Origin of the sequence: Lysinibacillus phoenicis (assembly GCF_047238325.1) — a bacterium.
Classification (GTDB): Bacteria; Bacillota; Bacilli; order Bacillales_A; family Planococcaceae; genus Lysinibacillus; species Lysinibacillus irui.
In genome coordinates this window covers 2488521-2505044 of the sequence record NZ_JBDFMP010000002.1, presented here as the reverse complement: position 1 = coordinate 2505044, position 16524 = coordinate 2488521, and the positions used below count along the sequence as shown (strand labels likewise).

Annotated in this window: 14 protein-coding genes; 9 read left to right on the top strand and 5 right to left on the bottom strand. The window is 37.2% G+C overall.

Annotated elements, in window-relative coordinates; all coding sequences use genetic code 11:
• Positions 1 to 3 precede the first annotated feature (3 nt).
• Genes ABC382_RS13900 through ABC382_RS13885 form a run of 4 tightly spaced genes read left to right on the top strand, consistent with a single transcriptional unit; the run spans position 4 to position 3674 of the window.
• Positions 4 to 831, top strand: coding sequence for a carbohydrate ABC transporter permease (locus ABC382_RS13900; protein ID WP_322612099.1), 828 nt, complete (start codon positions 4 to 6; stop codon positions 829 to 831).
• A complete protein-coding gene (locus ABC382_RS13895; RefSeq protein ID WP_274795329.1) occupies positions 818 to 1864 on the top strand; it encodes an N-acetylglucosamine kinase in 1047 nt (348 codons plus the stop codon). The genes ABC382_RS13900 and ABC382_RS13895 overlap by 14 nt, the downstream gene beginning before the upstream one ends.
• Positions 1836 to 2741: an N-acetylmuramic acid 6-phosphate etherase gene (gene murQ / locus ABC382_RS13890; RefSeq protein ID WP_274795330.1), complete on the top strand. Its 906-nt coding sequence runs from the start codon at positions 1836 to 1838 to the stop codon at positions 2739 to 2741. The genes ABC382_RS13895 and murQ overlap by 29 nt, the downstream gene beginning before the upstream one ends.
• A gap of 51 nt (positions 2742 to 2792) precedes the next feature.
• Complete coding sequence (locus tag ABC382_RS13885; protein ID WP_274795331.1) at positions 2793 to 3674, top strand: MurR/RpiR family transcriptional regulator; 882 nt, start codon at positions 2793 to 2795, stop codon at positions 3672 to 3674.
• 51 nt (positions 3675 to 3725) lie between these two features.
• On the opposite strand, the gene ABC382_RS13880 is transcribed toward ABC382_RS13885, so the two are convergent.
• From ABC382_RS13880 to ABC382_RS13870, 3 genes are all read right to left on the bottom strand, one after another.
• A complete protein-coding gene (locus ABC382_RS13880; protein ID WP_312507467.1) occupies positions 3726 to 4808 on the bottom strand; it encodes an ABC transporter ATP-binding protein in 1083 nt (360 codons plus the stop codon).
• 106 nt (positions 4809 to 4914) lie between these two features.
• Positions 4915 to 5775: a PucR family transcriptional regulator gene (locus ABC382_RS13875; protein ID WP_322612098.1), complete on the bottom strand. Its 861-nt coding sequence runs from the start codon at positions 5773 to 5775 to the stop codon at positions 4915 to 4917.
• 147 nt (positions 5776 to 5922) lie between these two features.
• Positions 5923 to 8109 carry an MMPL family transporter gene (locus ABC382_RS13870; protein WP_312507465.1) on the bottom strand — a complete coding sequence of 729 codons (2187 nt, stop codon included), beginning with the start codon at positions 8107 to 8109 and terminating at the stop codon, positions 5923 to 5925.
• Positions 8110 to 8234: 125 nt separating this feature from the next.
• On the opposite strand from ABC382_RS13870, the gene ABC382_RS13865 reads away from it, so the two are divergent.
• From ABC382_RS13865 to ABC382_RS13850, 4 genes are all read left to right on the top strand, one after another.
• The gene (locus ABC382_RS13865; protein WP_274795335.1) at positions 8235 to 8852 is read left to right on the top strand and encodes a TetR/AcrR family transcriptional regulator; all 618 of its coding nucleotides are present in this window, start codon (positions 8235 to 8237) and stop codon (positions 8850 to 8852) included.
• 419 nt (positions 8853 to 9271) lie between these two features.
• A complete protein-coding gene (locus tag ABC382_RS13860; protein WP_274795336.1) occupies positions 9272 to 9700 on the top strand; it encodes a helical membrane plugin domain-containing protein in 429 nt (142 codons plus the stop codon).
• 45 nt (positions 9701 to 9745) lie between these two features.
• Positions 9746 to 10930: an NAD(P)/FAD-dependent oxidoreductase gene (locus ABC382_RS13855; RefSeq protein ID WP_274795337.1), complete on the top strand. Its 1185-nt coding sequence runs from the start codon at positions 9746 to 9748 to the stop codon at positions 10928 to 10930.
• Positions 10931 to 11065: 135 nt separating this feature from the next.
• Positions 11066 to 12016, top strand: a complete 951-nt coding sequence (locus ABC382_RS13850; protein ID WP_274795338.1) for a methyl-accepting chemotaxis protein — start codon at positions 11066 to 11068, stop codon at positions 12014 to 12016.
• A 100-nt stretch (positions 12017 to 12116) separates the two neighbouring features.
• Here ABC382_RS13850 and ABC382_RS13845 read toward each other — a convergent pair whose 3' ends face one another.
• Positions 12117 to 13613, bottom strand: coding sequence for an alanine/glycine:cation symporter family protein (locus tag ABC382_RS13845; protein ID WP_274795339.1), 1497 nt, complete (start codon positions 13611 to 13613; stop codon positions 12117 to 12119).
• 88 nt (positions 13614 to 13701) lie between these two features.
• Positions 13702 to 15306 carry a M20/M25/M40 family metallo-hydrolase gene (locus ABC382_RS13840; RefSeq protein WP_274795340.1) on the bottom strand — a complete coding sequence of 535 codons (1605 nt, stop codon included), beginning with the start codon at positions 15304 to 15306 and terminating at the stop codon, positions 13702 to 13704.
• 431 nt (positions 15307 to 15737) lie between these two features.
• Here ABC382_RS13840 and ABC382_RS13835 point away from each other — a divergent pair, with 431 nt between their 5' ends.
• The gene (locus tag ABC382_RS13835; protein ID WP_274795341.1) at positions 15738 to 16466 is read left to right on the top strand and encodes an IclR family transcriptional regulator; all 729 of its coding nucleotides are present in this window, start codon (positions 15738 to 15740) and stop codon (positions 16464 to 16466) included.
• Positions 16467 to 16524 lie beyond the last annotated feature (58 nt).

Below are 16524 nucleotides of genomic sequence, written 5' to 3'. Positions count from 1 at the left end.
TATATGAAGCAAAGTGCCATTTGGGTTCGACCGTTTTACTACCTTGTTGTATTTACGGTGGCGACCATCAGTTTATACCCTATTTTGTTAATGATTTTGTCTTCCTTTAAGAAAAGTGTGGACATTTACAAAGATCCATTGGGCTTACCGACTAGCTTTAGCTTAGATACTTACCGCACATTATTATCTAAAATTCCATTTACTACGTATTTTATGAATAGTATGTTTGTGAGCATTTTATCCGTTGTATTGATTGTTGTTGTTTGTTCATTGGCTTCTTTCTATATTGCTCGCTTTAAATTTTCTTGGAATCATGCATTATTCTTTATTTTCTTATTAGGTATGATGATTCCTATTAAGTTAGGGATTGTGCCGCTCTTCATTTTAATGCGTGATTTAGGACTGATTAACTCTTTATGGTCCTTAGTTTTAATGAATACAGCGACAGGAATTCCATTATCAATGCTAATATTAACAGGATTTTTTAAAACGATGCCATATGAACTTGAGGAGGCTGCTCGTATTGATGGAGCAGGGAATTTAAAAATCCTTTGGCATGTCGTATTACCGTTAATGAGACCAGCACTTGGTACAGTCGTTATTATAAACTTTATCGCCGCATGGAATGATTTTTTCTTCCCACTTATTTTTATTACGGAGAAGATGAAACGAACTATACCAGTAGGCATGATGTCGCTCTTTGGAGAGCATTCAGCAGATTGGGGCTCGCTCTTTGCAGGTCTAACATTAGCATCGTTACCTATGATTCTACTATTCTTTATTGCTTCAAAGCAATTTATGGAGGGGTTGACGGCTGGTGCCATTAAATAGGCCATACATTATTGGGGTAGATGGTGGTGGTACGGGAACTCGGGCAGTGATCGGTACACAAAAAGGAGAAGTGCTAGCCATTGTTGAAGGAGCAGGAACAAATATGAAGTCAAAGCCACCAGATGAGGTAAGGCAACAGATTGTGCAGCTACTAGAGCAGCTATTACAAAAAGTTAGTGCCACAAAGAATGATATTTCTACAGTCTTTCTATGTGTGGCGGGAGGGGATCGACAAGTAGATAAAGATCGATGGGAACGATGGCTGGGCTTTTTATTCCCTGCTAGCACCTGTCAGATAACGATTACCAATGATGCAGTAGCTGCGCTTACTAGTGGCACTTTTACAAAGCAAGGGGTTGTTGTAATAGCAGGAACGGGTTCCATCGTATATGCTATCGCAAAAAAACTTCAAGTTAGTCGTGTCGGAGGATGGGGTTACTTATTAGGTGATGAAGGCAGTGGCTACTATATTGGGCAAGAGGCATTGCGTGCTATTGCACAACATTATGATGTTTTTGGTATGAATGGTGATGTGTTTACAGCGACTATTTTAAATCAGCTATCATTAACCAATCCTGCTGACATCATTACGCAAGTTTATGAGCATCCTCAGCCTCGTGTACTTATAGCCTCCCTAGCTCGGACGGTGTTACGTTTAGCTGAACAACAGAATGCTAAGGCGGAGAATATCATCAAACAGGCAGTTCACCATCTAGTTCAATTCATCCAAACGATGTTAATAAAAGAACCACAGGTAAAAAACCTGCCCATTGTCCTATGCGGAGGCTTATTTGAAAATCTTTACTTTGTTCAGTGTTTTCAAATGAAGCTGAAACAAGCTTCAATCCATAATCGATTAATTCAACCTGAAGTACCACCTGTTATAGGGGCATTTATTAATGGGCTTTTCAATGAGGGAATTCAAATGACAGAGGCTTTACAACGAACGATAAAGAAAACTTGGATGAGCATTCACGAAAATAGTATGGGGGGATTTGATCATAATGGAACGAATGACAAAACTGACGACTGAAGGCTATCATCCAGATACGGCAAATTTAGATTTAATGAGCACTGCTGAAATTGTAAAGCTGATGAATGAAGAGGATAAAAAAATACCGCAAGCAATAGCTAAGGTCTTGCCTGCAATTGAACAAGCTATAATAGCCGTTGTTCAGGCACTTAAGAACGGTGGGAGATTATTTTATGTAGGTGCAGGGACAAGTGGACGTATTGGGTTGCTTGATGCGGTGGAATGTCCACCTACATTTAGTACGTCCCCGAAGCTTGTGCAGGCTATATTGGCTGGAGGATCAGAGGCGGTAATGATAGCTATAGAAGGCGCCGAAGATGATCTATCTTTAGGAGAAGCAGAACTAAAGAAACAGCAGCTAACAAACCGCGATGTAGTGATCGGTATTGCGGCAAGTGGTCGAACTCCTTTTGTGAAGGGGGCATTAATTTATGCTCAGCAACAAGGGGCTAAAACAATTAGTTTAGTTAGTAATGCTCATGCGGTTATTAGTCAGTACGCTGATATTAAAATTGAGGTGATTACGGGACCGGAAATTTTAACAGGTTCTACAAGATTGAAGGCTGCAACCGCTCATAAACAAATATTGAATATGATTACAACGGCTTCGATGATTAAACTCGGAAAAGTTTATAAAAATTTAATGGTGGATGTCCATGCTAGTAACTTTAAATTACGAGAGCGTGCCAAACATATTGTCTGTGAAGTGACGGGTGTTACTTATAGTCAGGCTGAAAGAGTTCTGGAGCAAACCAATTTCCAAGTAAAGCTTGCGATTGTGATGCTCTTGACGAATACAACTATTGAAGAAGCAACAGAATTACTCGCTCAATCCGAAGGGCACGTGCGTAGAGCGGTGGCGCTAAAGAAGTATTGATGAAGAAGGTGCATGGATAACCTCCTTTTATCTAGAGATGGGGCTGGAAAAATGGAAAAAATAAATGCTGGTTTAATTATGCTTGCTGAAATGCACGAAAAGCTTCCCCCCTCCGAAAAGAAGGTGGCAAGCTATATATTAGCACATCCAACACAGGCAATAAAAATGACTGCGGTTGAACTAGGAGAAGCTAGTCAAACAAGTAGTGCGGCTGTTATTCGGCTGTGTAAATCTCTAAATATTAGCGGTGTTCAAGAGCTGAAATTACGTATTGCTGGTGATTTACAACATACGATAACTGTAGATCGAGATATTGAGGCAAATGAAGCATTACCATCGATTGTAGAAAAGGTAACGATACAAAGTAGTGAAATTTTAACACAAACAGCTAATTTAATAGATATAGCTGAATTAGAACGTGCGGTATCTGCTTTATCGCAAGCACGCAAAATTATTTTTTTTGGTGTAGGTGCTTCAGGTATAACAGCAATGGATGCAGATCAAAAGTTTTTAAGAATTAATAAAAATAGTAGGGCATTTATGGATTTACACTTAGGAGCTACTGCGGTTGTTAATGCGCAGAAGGGGGATGTAATAGTAGGGATTTCCTTTTCTGGGGAAACACATGAAGTGGCAAAAATCCTGGAGATAGCTAGTGAAACACCTGCAACTACAATTAGTTTAACACGCTATGGAAGTTCATTAGTTTCTAGTTTAGCGGATATTTCTTTATATGTATCTCCAAATGTTGAAGCAACCTTTAGAAGCGGTGCTACATCATCACGTCTTGCCCAGTTGCTTGTCATTGATATTTTATTCATGGGGGTAGTGACAAGTGCCTATGAACAAACAATAGACTATTTAGACGAAACACGTACCATCATTCAAGGATTGCAAAAAAAAGTGGCTAAACGAAAAAATAGAATAAAATAAAACGAAGACGATCAAGATTCATAGCATCGTCTTCGTTTTTTATAGTTTTGTTTATATCCGTTCTTCTGTTTCGGGGTCGAAGAAATGAATCTTTTCTTCTTTCATAACGAGCGTTACGACCTCAGTTGGTTGAAAATTACTATCAGCTTGAACACGCGCAATAAATGGCTGAGTTACTAAAGAAGAATATAAGAAGGTTTCTGCACCGAGCAATTCAGCAACATCAACAGTTGCTTTGAAAGCATAAGGGGAAATGATATCAGTGATTTGTAAATCCTCTGGTCGTATTCCCATAACAATTTCTTTCCCTAAATAATTTTTTCTCTGTAATAATGGCAAGTACTTGGGAGGGATAGGGAAGCTTTGACCATCTAAAAGAATCTCCGTTTCTGTAAGTCGACAATGGAATAGGTTCATAGATGGTGAACCGATAAAGCCTGCCACAAACATGTTATGTGGTGTATTATATACTTCTTTTGGTGTCCCAATTTGTTGAATAAGCCCATCTTTCATCACCACGAGACGTGTAGCCATTGTCATAGCCTCGGTTTGATCATGAGTAACATAGATCGTTGTTGTTTGAATTCGTTGATGGAGCTTTTGAATTTCCGCACGCATTTGCACACGTAATTTAGCATCCAAATTAGAAAGAGGTTCATCCATTAAAAATACCTTCGCTTCTCTAACAATAGCACGGCCAAGAGCCACACGTTGACGTTGTCCACCTGATAAAGCTTTTGGCTTTCTTTTTAAATAATCCTCTAATCCTAAGATTTTAGCAGCCTCTTTGACACGGCGATCAATCTCTTTTTTATCGACCTTCCGGAGCTTTAAGCTAAACGCCATATTATCATAGACGGTCATATGCGGATATAAAGCATAGCTTTGGAATACCATTGCGATACTTCTATCTTTCGATTCCACATCATTCATTAAGACATCATCAATAAAAAGTTCCCCTTTGGATATATCCTCTAAACCAGCAATCATGCGTAATGTTGTAGTCTTTCCACAGCCCGATGGACCTACAAACACAATGAATTCTTTATCATGAATATGCAAATTAAAATCAGTTACAGCCTGGACATTTTTATCGTATATTTTATAGATGTGCTCTAGCCGTAGTTCCGCCATACACGCTACACCCCTTTGCAAGTCATACTATCATTGTAAATGACTTCTTAATTGAACGATAGGGCAATGGTGCACAGTGGTGGGGGTATAAATTGTGCAGTTGACCTTAACGTGACTCCAAGAAAATAATGGCGAGATAAACCTCTAGTCGATGAGAAAATTGCCTAATGTCCTTTTGTGTTAGTTGCTGGAATTTTTCTAAGCGATTTTGTAGTGTATTACGGTGCATATACAACTTTTTTGAGGCTAATGTGATATTACCTTCGTATTCTATTAATTGTTTTATTGTATGAAGTAAATCAGGCTGAGAGGTAGCATTTTTTAAGATAGAGGAGATAAAAATATCTTTCGCTTGAGGCTCTGTATGCTGAGCTACGTATGGCACTAAAAGCTCTTGCTGTGTGAGCACATGCTTATTTGTGTAAGTCCAAATCGATTGTTGTAGCTGGACATACCAGTTAAATCGCTCCTTTGTCGTGCTAATGTCTTGTATTACATCAGAAACGAAGATTTTAAAATGAACCTCAATGTTCTCTATTAAAGGGTCGAGATAATGAGCAAGGTTTAATATTTCATTGCCCTCGATACATTCTATAATGGTGAATAATTGGGGATGAAGTGATATCAATAGAATATCCTTTCCCAATAAAGCTTCGAAGACTTTTCGTAGTAAAGATGGTGCTGTAAATGCTTTGTCAAAGTGGAGAAATATTAAACGGTGCATAGGAAGGACTGTAGGAGCAACATCCGACTTATCTGTTAAGTATTCTAACCAGACAAGGTCATAGTCATTTGGCAAAGAAATAGGGCCTGAGAAAATTTGCAATAGCTCTAATTCACTTTGTGTTATCGTGTGTTTTGGAATTTCATAGAGCTGATTATTAAAATTAAATACATAGTTTTCATCCGTTTTATTGGAAAAGGGGCTTAATGAAGGGAAGCGTTGCTGTAATTTTTGATAGTCCATACATACAACTCCTTTTAAATTGAAAGAAAAATAGGTCAAATTCGTATAGTTATATATATGAAGAAATATTTATAGTAATCATACAAAAACACGAATATTAGCTAGTATGATAGTTTACATACCTAATGCTAATATCCGTGTTATCCTTTAAGCGTCTTTTTTAAATAACTTACCTGGCCAGAATGCATATTTACCAAGTACTGTTGTGATTGCTGGAACTAGCAATGGTCTTACAATGAATGTATCGAGAAGCACACCAATCGCTGTTACAACACCAAATTGTACAAGTACCTGAATCGGTAATGTGGCAAGAACAGCAAATGTACCTGCTAAAATGAGGCCAGCAGATGTAATAACACTTCCCGTCCGAACTACACCTTCTTCTACAGCTGTTAAATGATTGACTGTTTTACGTTTTTTCCAAATTTCCGAAATCATAAAGATATTATAATCTTCTCCGAGTGCGACTAAGAACACGAAGGAATACAGTGGGATAGCTCCAGAAATGGCCTCTGCCCCCATGATGTGGTGTAAGATTAACCATCCAGCGCCTAATGCACCGAAGTAAGAAATAATAACGGTTGCTAATAAATAAATAGTAGCTGTAATGGAACGCAAATAGACAAACAATAGTAATGCGATTAATGCAATCATCGTTGGCATGATCACCGTTTCATCACGCTTAGTTATTTGTTTTGTATCATATTGGCTAGCAGTTTCTCCACCAATCCATACATGCTTCTCCGCATTAGTAAGTCCTTGATCCTCCAAAATTTTAATAACCTTAGTTTTAAGATCAGGAATACGGGCTAATGATTCCTTTGCGTATGGGTTGGCATTTAAAGTGAGTTCGTATAATTGAATGTCATTATTTTTTTCGCCTGTTCGTACATCTTCAACTCCATCAATATAGGAGATTGCTGTAAGTTGCTGCTGTAAATTAACATTAGCCCCTTCAGTATCAATAACTAATTGCACAGGTGCTAATTCTCCAGGCGAAAAATTTTCTTCTATTAATGTAAAACCTTCTCGAGACGGCATATCTTTCGGGAAGGATGACAGTAAATCAAAGGTATATTGAATACGTGGAACAAATGCTGCTAATCCTCCCAGTAATATTACCGTTATGGTGATAACAATCCATGGCTTATGCGTAACAAAATGTCCGATTTTATGGCTAACCTTATGGGAAGGCTTATGTTGTTTCTTACCTTTTTTAGTGGCCATTTGCTCTGTTCGGGGGATGAATGGAAAGAAAGCGACGCGCCCTATTAGTACAAGAATAGCTGGTAGGACAACAAGAGCAGCAATTCCCATCACCAGCACGCCAAAGCTAAATGGGACAGCAAAACGCTGAAATGCACCATAATGAGCAAGACTGAGTGTAGCTAGACCAATAACAACTGTTAAGGCACTCATTAAAATAGCACCGCCTGATTCTTTGACAGCCAGCTTCATAGCGGCAGTCTTATCCTCCACATCAAAGAGAATTTCTCTATATTTAGATATTAAAAATAAACAATAGTCAGTCCCCGCACCAAAAAGTAAAACAGTCATAATAGAGACTGCTTGTGAATCCTTATCAATCCACCCATGGTCAGCAAAGAAACCTAAGGTCGGACTGATAACACCATAGGCAAGCCCAACAACAAGTAAAGGAATAATAGCTAGCAATGGTGAACGGTAAATAATAATAAGTAATACTAAAACAAGTAATACTGTTGCTATTAATAGTTTTACATCTGCTTGAGAAAATAAACTAACAGCATCTGTAGCAATCCCAACTGGTCCAGAATAACGCACATGAAGTCCATCACTGGAAAGTTCTTTATCTTGTTGGACTTGGTAGCGCTCCATGATCTTTGTTAGTTTATCCAAACTATCCTGTAGCAAATCTGTCGCGACTCCTTTTTCAAAAAACACAGGTGTTACTATTGTGGTGCCATTTTCGGAAGTAGAAGCCATTAAAGCTTGAGTTGGCATTTGGTCAAATGGTGGGACAAGAGTTTGATGAGCTAATGGCTTTGCCGAAAGCTCGCTGTAAACACGCTGTATTGCTGAAAAATCATCGGATGTTAGACCACTGTCACGATGCCATACTAGCAATAAGGGTGTTCCAGCATCATTAGGAAATTGCTCTGCAATAATCGCTGCCGCTTGTTCAGACATTTCAGTGTCAGGTAAATTTTTGCCCGACTCGCTTTCTATGCTATTGATTTGTGGCCAAGCAAATGACAGCACAACTACTAATAACACCCAAAAAGCTAGTGCTACTAATCGCCCCTTTTTACTTGCAACCATTGAGCCCCATTGCTCAAGTGGATGTTTTTTCATCAAAAGACCTCCATTTCATGTAAGTGACTTAATTATATATACTAGAAGGTTAATTAATCAATCAAGAAATATTAATATGTTATAATATGTGTTAAAACAATGCTTTATTTAAGGAGGCGAACTTGATGAAACAATCACCGCGTGTTCTCGGGAGACCTCGCCATGATGAAAATGCGAAACCAACAAAAGATATTGTTCTTGAAACGGCCACAAGGCTTTTTATTAAAGAGGGCTACAAAAATGTGTCGATGGATGATGTAGCAAAAGCTTGTAACGTAACAAAGGCGACTATCTATTACTACTACCCAACTAAAGGCGAGTTATATACATCTGCATTAATCGCAATGATGGATCGTATCAAGCTATCTATCCTACAAATTTTAGAGCAGTCGAAACCATTTAAAGAACGGCTTGAACAGCTTGTTGAGATTCATTTATCAGCAACAATCGATATTGATATGAAAAATTTTATGAAAGAGGCGGCCATTAATTTATCAGAAGACCAGTTAAGTCAAGTTCATGCTTCTGAAAACAGAATGTACCAAACGATTGAACGAGCCATGGAAATGGAAATGGATAAGGGTACTATTAGAAAAGGAAATTCAACATTTTTTGCCCATACCTTCATGGCATTGATGTCTGTAGGATATTTTAAAGATGGGGATGGAAATAGATTATTTCAAACAGAGGCAATTGCTGCAAAAGAAATAGTGGAATTTTTCTGGCTTTCTGTCCAAGTTTAAGACTAAATTTTAGGTGAAAACAATTGGAATCTTCGTAGAAATAGCTTGCGCAAAATTCCTAATAGTATTTTTTTACATCTAGGACAAAATACAAACGTAAATACAATAAATAGTTGACGAAATCAATGAATTTTGAAAAGATTGTCGAAATTGTGATTTAGCTCATTGAAATAATGTACAAACAGCCTTATAATGAAGGTTGTAATGTCACCAAGACAAGATAAGGATGGTATTATGATGCGCTTTTTGCGGTTTAAAGTAAACATTGTAATAACAAGTCATACGAAACGCTATCCAGCCCTTGTGACTGGTGAATGTGTAAGATATACGCTGTAACGACTGTTAAGTTTTACCTTAATGGTCTTTTTTACATGTAGGCAATAAAAAATAGTACTAGTGATGGCAAAGGAGAGTTCAAAATGTCAGAAACGAATAACCAAACACAGGCTGAGCAAGTAACTGTGAGCAAAGAACAATTAGATGTGCTAGATCAATTATTAAAGCCTGAAGTTCAAGAATCTCTTACAACTTTAGTTGAGCAATTACCAAAGTTAACTGAAATGATGACATTATTAACGAAATCATACGAGTTTGCTCAAGCTGTTGCAACAGACGAAGTGCTTAAAAATGATACTGTTGGAGCAGTAACAGAAATCGCTGGACCTGTAGTGGGCTCTGCGAAAAACCTTGCAGCAACTGCAATTGAAGCTAAAGACCGTGCAGCTGAAAGCCATGAAGTAATTGGTTTATTCGGTCTTGTGAAAATGTTAAAAGACCCTCAAGTTCAAAATGTTTTCCGTTTTGTTAATGCTTTCTTACAAGTAAATGCAGAGCGCAAAGCTAAATAAGACTCAAGGTAAATTCAATTCGTAAGGACGGAGGATTAATTAATCATGTCAAAAGAAATCGTCATCTTAGGTGCAGGTTATGCTGGCGTTTTAACTGCATTAACAGCACGTAAGTATCTATCAGCTGATGAAGCTAAAATTACTGTAGTAAACCAATTTCCAACACACCAAATCATCACTGAGCTTCACCGTTTAGCTGGTGGTACAATTGCAGAAGGTGCTGTTGCTCTACCACTTAAAAAAATCTTTAAAGGTTTAGATATCGATCTACACATTGCGAAAGTAACAAAATTCAATGTAGATACTAAAAAAGTTGATTTAGATAATGGCTATACATTAACTTACGATACACTTGTTGTATCTTTAGGAAGCCAAACTGGATTCTTCGGTATCCCAGGATTAGAAGAAAACTCAATGGTACTTAAATCTGTAAATGATGCCAACAAAATTAACAAGCATATTGAAGACCGCATTAAAGCATATGCTCAGTCTAAAGATGAAGCAGACGCAACAATCGTTATCGGTGGTGGCGGTTTAACAGGTGTTGAGCTTGTTGGTGAAATCGTGGACAACTTCCCGAAAATCGCTGCAAAACACGGTGTTAATTTTGCTGATCTTAAAATTAAGCTTGTTGAAGCTGGTCCAAAAATCTTACCAGTACTTCCAGATACACTTATCCAACGCGCTACTGAAAGCTTAACAAAACGTGGCGTAGAATTTATTACTGGTACGCCTGTAACTGGTGTGGATGGTAATGTTATTTCTCTTAAAGATCGTGAACCAATTGTTGCCAATACACTTGTTTGGACAGGTGGAGTTGCTCCACTTCCAATCGTAGGCGAATCAGGTCTAGCAGCTGATCGTGGTAAAGCAACAATCAACGAATTCTTACAATCTACATCTCATGAAGACGTATTTGTTATTGGTGACGCGTCTGTTGCATTACCAGCAGATGGTGGTCGTCCGCTTTACGCTCCAACTGCACAAGTTGCTTGGCAAATGGGTGAATGCGCTGGTTATAATGTATTTGCACAATATAAAAACCAAGAAATGAAACCATTCTCAGCAGTTAACTCTGGTACACTTGCAAGCTTAGGTCGTAAAGATGCTGTTGCTACAATCGGAGCTAGCAACACAGAGCTTAAAGGTCTTCCTGCAACATTAATGAAAGAAGCTTCTAACATTCGTTATTTAACACATATTAAAGCTTTATTCGGTTTAGCATATTAAAATAGGGATTCCCTTAAATGCAATTTTGCGTTTAAGGGGATTTTTTTGTGTAAAAACCTGGGATATTATTGATTAATCGTAAGGTAATGGATAAAATTAATTGGATAGGAAAAATTTACTTGGGGTGATAGGACGATGTTCACGATATTTCGATCAAAAGAAGAGGATGTTGAGCAATTTAAAAAGAAAATTGATGAGCTAAATGCGACATTAGATAAAAAAGACCATGAATTTCAATTATTTTTAAATCTGTTACATAAGGAAATCATTGAAACTATTGAACAACATAACAAGGTAAATAATCAGCATGCAATTTTAGGAGAAATGGTTGCTGATATTGTGGGAGAGTTTAATAAAGTAGAGGCAAGCACAATTCAATCTAAGGAGATTTCTGAAAACGCACTAGATAAAGGCAATGTATTAATTTCTTCATCCGATCAAATGATGACATTATCAGTAGAAAGCAAGCAAGCTGTCCATGAAGTTGAACAGCTTATTGATGCATTAGGAGAGCAATCTCAGAAAACCTCTTTAAGCATGAGCCATTTAAGTGAACGATCCAAGCAAATTGCAGAAATAGTAAATGTTATTGGGGAAATTTCAAATCAAACAAATTTACTAGCTTTGAATGCATCAATTGAAGCAGCAAGAGCAGGGGAGCATGGTAAAGGTTTTTCAGTTGTTGCTGAGGAAGTTCGGAAATTAGCTGAAAACACGAAAACTAGCACAGAGGATATTGCAAATTTAACAAAGAAAATTGAGGAACAAATTGCACATGCTTACGAAGATAATAAAAATAATATGCAGCTAGTAACGGAAGGTATTGATAAAAGTGCTAAAACCTCAGTGAAAATTGATCAATTACTACAAATTATGACCAATGTTCAAAGAGGAATTAATGAGCTATTAGATTCCATTAAAGATCAAAAACTATCAAACGAAGATGTGATGCATAAATTTAAAACGACAACAGCCTTATTCGATGAAACTAATCATGTCCTAACAAGCCATATTGATGAATCCGAAATTGTGACGAAAAAACTTTTAGCAGCAGTAGAGCAAGTAAAATATTTCCCAACTGAATAAATAAATAGGTTACACTATTGAAACCATTCTAAAATTTTAAGGTTTAATAAAGAAAACCCTGTATAGACCTCCTAAAGTGTCTATTACAGGGTTCATTTGTTTATTTAAAATCGCCAACTTTTTCTTTTAAAGCGGCTAATTGATCTGGATAGTTCTTTTCAGTAATGTCATTCCATAATTCTGCATCTTTTATACCGCATCTCTCTGGAATAAATACTGGATCAAGCCCCATTTTCTTTTGCTCCTCATAATCTCTCAACGTAGCAATACCTGGCTTTGTTAATAGGATAATAGCTATTAGGTTTAACCAAGCAAGGGTTCCTACACCAATATCCGCAAGATTCCAAGCCGTCGAGGATGAACGAATAGTACCGAAAAAGATGGAGATAACCAATAGTACCTTTACAACAACTGAAATAGTCCCAAAGTTTTTACTGTTTTTAAATAAGTAAGCAACATTACTCTCTGTATATACTCCAAAAGCAAGCATTGTAGTAATGGCAAAGAAGAATACAGCGATTGCTACAAACGGGCTTCCTAAGCCAGGAATAAATGAGTTAATAGCCTCTTGAGCGAAAGCTGTACCCGCTTCAACTCCAGGAAGATTCTCGACTATAAATCCACCGTTAGGATGGGCGATATTGTAACTACCTGTAGAGATAATCATAATGGCTGTAGCTGTACAAACAAGTAATGTATCTACATAGACAGAGAATGCTTGTACAAGCCCTTGTTTGGCAGGGTGAGATACTTCTGCGGTACCAGCTGCTTGTGCTCCTGTACCTTGACCTGCTTCATTTGAATAAGCACCTCTTTTTACTCCCCACATAATGGCATTCCCAAAAACAGCTCCGAATGCAGCATTTAAATTAAAGGCAGAGCTAAAAATTAATGCAAATATAGCAGGCACTTCTTTTATATTGATAAATAAGATAACGAACGCAAGAAGTATGTAAGCTGTTGCCATAAACGGTACAGCATACTCAGCAACTTTACCAACCCTTTTGATTCCGCCGAAAATAGCAAATCCAAATATTGCCGAAACAATGATACCTGTGATTATTGGTGAAATCCCGAATGCACTTTTTGTAGAATCTGCAATGTTAAAGGCTTGGACACCAGAGCCAGTGAAACCAGTTGCTAAAATAGTAGCAATGGCAAACAGTATAGCAAATGGCTTATTTTTCAGCCCTTTTTCGATGTAGTAGGCTGGTCCTCCACGATACTCGCCTGCAATTTCTTGTTTCCAAACTTGTGCTAGAGCGGACTCAATATAGGCAGCACCAGCACCTAAAAAGGCGATGACCCACATCCAAAATATAGCTCCTGGTCCTCCGAAATAAATTGCTGTCGCTACACCGGCGATATTACCAATACCAACACGGCCACCTAATGCCATAGCAAAACTTTGAAAAGATGAAACACCATTTGCTGATTTTTTCCTATTAAACAATTGTTTAATCATATCTTTGAAAAGACGTAGCTGTGGAAACTTCATGAGAAGTGAAAAATAAATTCCTGCTCCTAAACAAAGATAAACTAAAGCATTACTCCAAATAATCCCTGCTATTTTCCCTGTTAAAGCGGCAAAATCCATATAACAACCTCATTTCTATATTCATCCTAGATACATTGGTGACAATTCAAATTAGAGATAGTGAAAACCATTTTGAATGAAGTTTTTCTTACAATAAGCTTTTAATTAACGTATCAATCATCATAGGCATTTCTTTAAAAGCACTATCTACATGTAATCGTTCTGTTTTTTGGTGTGCATCTTTGCCAAATGGACCGACATTTAAGACAGGGCCTTGGAGGGCTGTCATTTCTTTAAATGGAATGCTATACGTTTCGCCCCAGACAGGTGTATTTCGTTCAAAGGCTAGCCACTCATTGGATGCATCTGAATAGTTTACATAGCTTAAATCACAAATCCCGTTAAAATAATGAATTTGTTCTACTTCAACACCAAATGTTTGGGCTGTCTTTTTCATCAATTCAATCGACTGTTTTACTAGTGGATGATTGGATGAATTAATGGCAGGGTAGTATGGTGGTGCATATAACAGAACCGTCGCTGGTGCTAATTCCTGACAGCGAATCATGAGCTGGTCTACGATGCGAATGGATTTTTCACGATCATCCCATTCACTATGCTGTAGAACTTGCTGTTTAATTGCTTGTACTTCTTCAGCACCTAATTTTTCGATGGCATGTTCCAATAGAGCTTCGTAACGTAAAACCTTTACCTTGCCTACGCCCTGTACATTTTCTCGTGTACAAATTTGCTCATAGTGGTCATTACAAGCAGCCATAGCTTCTAGTGCAACCTGTTCAAAAATAGCCATCACTTCTGCAGCTGTACGTTTTAGCAAAAAGACATTGTAAAGGGCTGCCGCACGGTAGGGCGTTTGTGTAGAATATTCCATTTTTAAATCTTTTAATTGTAACGAGACGGGTAGTGGTGTACTTTCACCTAAATCACTTTCACGGAAAAGTGGATTCCACTCCATATGCTGTGTCATATAGGAAGCAATAAAGTTAGCAGTCATGCCTTTTAATGGCTCACCAACATGGGTTTCCTTCCCATAAAACAGGGCAGCGGGCATGATCTTACCTATGGTCCCTGAATAAATATATTCATTCGTATCAGATGGTCCTTGTGAGAAGGACGGTTCACTATTTAAAAATAATTTATACGTTAAACCATGTTGTTCTCGTAGTCTTACAAGCTCTACTACCGCTGCTCGCATACCTGCAGAGTTCACTTCCTCATCCGGCACAGCTGTCAATAATAGATTGATCGGCCATTGCTCAAAGCTAGCTTTTTCAATCAACTGCATATGTAACGCCAGACCCATTTTCATATCCATTGTGCCGCGGCCAAATAAATAATTACCAGACTCCAAATCAATTCGAGCTGCCTCTGGCAAATCTTTTTTATATTTCGGTTCCATTAACTTTTTAGTTAATTCCTCTGGATAAAAAGCTAATGGCTCTAGCTCTCCATATTCCTCCGTATGCACAGTATCAAAGTGGCTAATTAACACGACTGTTTCCGTTGCCGCTGGATGCTTATATAAGGCTGTTACAGCATTTCTTCCTAAACCGGCATCATGTAATTCAATATACTCAGGATGATTTTTATAATATGGAAGCGTTAACAATTTATCTTTTAATTTATAGGCAAATTCATTTTCGCCCTTTGTTAGTGTTCGACTTTCCCAGCTAACAATTTCACAAAGTAGGGCACGTAGTTTTTCAGGTGTATTCCACATAAAAGTATTCATAAAATTTCTCCTTTTATAGTAAATTGTAATTTTTTGAAAATTATATAAATCATAAAGTGTGTTATTTGGATTACCTTTAATTTATAAATTCCACTATACGAAATTTAATCTGCATAATGGAATATAAATTATCGTAAAGGGAAAATATAAAATTGTCAATTTTAATTTTTAAGAATACTTGTAATTTTCCGTACTAATAGTGATTTCCTCTAGACATATTTCATCTAGCATCTATTTAAATATTTAAAAATTAGTTAAAATAAAATGAAACTACATTCAAAAGCAGGGGCTACATGTTAAATTTAAAAAGCACATGAAAGATTTGATAATTTGCATGAATTGTAATTTCTAAATTATTCCCCTAACAGCTATTTTAGATCTGTAAAGCTTTAGAGTAGAGGTCATATAGGATAATGGAAGGGAGAAATGGAATGATACAATCAATAGAAAGAGCAATGGTAGTTATAAATATGCTAGCAAGACATCCAAAACGGTTTTTTTCTGTGCAGGAAATTTTTAATGAAACAGACCTACCAACTAGCACAATTTACAGAATATTGTATACATTAGAAAACTTTGATTTAGTAGAGAGAAATGATAATAAAAAGGAATTTCGACTGGGCTATACATGGTTGCAACTTGGTATGAAAATGTATCATGAAACAGATATCAGGGAAAAAGCGCATCCTCTCTTAGAAAACCTTGCCTATAATGTTCGTGAAACGATCTACTTAAGTATTGCAAAACAGTTTGCATCCATTATTATTGATCGAATTGATAGTCCTAAAAATGTACGTATTATTGATATGATTGGTGAGAAAATCCCGTATCCTATCGGAGCTCCTAATAAAGTGTTGCTTGCATTTTCTAGAAGTGAGCTACAGCAGCAATTTTTAAAACAACTTGAAGAGCAAGAGAAAGAAGAATTGATTGAGAAGCTCAATGGTGTGAGAGAAAAAGGATTTGCCATAAGCTTTGGGGAAAAAACAAAGGGAACAGTATCAATAGCAGCACCTATTTTTGATTCAAATAAACAACCAATTGCAGCAATCAGCGCTGAATGCTTTGAATATGATACAGATGCTGAAAAATTGGAGAGTATAACAAAAGAAGTAATTAAAACAGCACAGCAGCTTTCATTTGAATTAGGATATATCTAAAACATTCTCCATTTTAATAACCATCTAATGTCAATGTATAGTAGACGTTAGATGGTTA

Excerpts from the sequence above, each read along its gene's own strand:
- murQ (WP_274795330.1), top strand. The coding sequence starts at position 1,836 with ATGGAACGAATGACAAAACTGACGACTGAAGGCTATCATCCAGATACG.
- ABC382_RS13900 (WP_322612099.1), top strand. The coding sequence starts at position 4 with ATGAAGCAAAGTGCCATTTGGGTTCGACCGTTTTACTACCTTGTTGTA.
- ABC382_RS13870 (WP_312507465.1), bottom strand. The coding sequence starts at position 8,109 with ATGAAAAAACATCCACTTGAGCAATGGGGCTCAATGGTTGCAAGTAAA.
- ABC382_RS13845 (WP_274795339.1), bottom strand. The coding sequence starts at position 13,613 with ATGGATTTTGCCGCTTTAACAGGGAAAATAGCAGGGATTATTTGGAGT.
- ABC382_RS13850 (WP_274795338.1), top strand. The coding sequence starts at position 11,066 with ATGTTCACGATATTTCGATCAAAAGAAGAGGATGTTGAGCAATTTAAA.
- ABC382_RS13835 (WP_274795341.1), top strand. The coding sequence starts at position 15,738 with ATGATACAATCAATAGAAAGAGCAATGGTAGTTATAAATATGCTAGCA.
- ABC382_RS13840 (WP_274795340.1), bottom strand. The coding sequence starts at position 15,306 with ATGAATACTTTTATGTGGAATACACCTGAAAAACTACGTGCCCTACTT.
- ABC382_RS13855 (WP_274795337.1), top strand. The coding sequence starts at position 9,746 with ATGTCAAAAGAAATCGTCATCTTAGGTGCAGGTTATGCTGGCGTTTTA.
- ABC382_RS13865 (WP_274795335.1), top strand. The coding sequence starts at position 8,235 with ATGAAACAATCACCGCGTGTTCTCGGGAGACCTCGCCATGATGAAAAT.
- ABC382_RS13880 (WP_312507467.1), bottom strand. The coding sequence starts at position 4,808 with ATGGCGGAACTACGGCTAGAGCACATCTATAAAATATACGATAAAAAT.
- ABC382_RS13875 (WP_322612098.1), bottom strand. The coding sequence starts at position 5,775 with ATGGACTATCAAAAATTACAGCAACGCTTCCCTTCATTAAGCCCCTTT.
- ABC382_RS13860 (WP_274795336.1), top strand. The coding sequence starts at position 9,272 with ATGTCAGAAACGAATAACCAAACACAGGCTGAGCAAGTAACTGTGAGC.
- ABC382_RS13885 (WP_274795331.1), top strand. The coding sequence starts at position 2,793 with ATGGAAAAAATAAATGCTGGTTTAATTATGCTTGCTGAAATGCACGAA.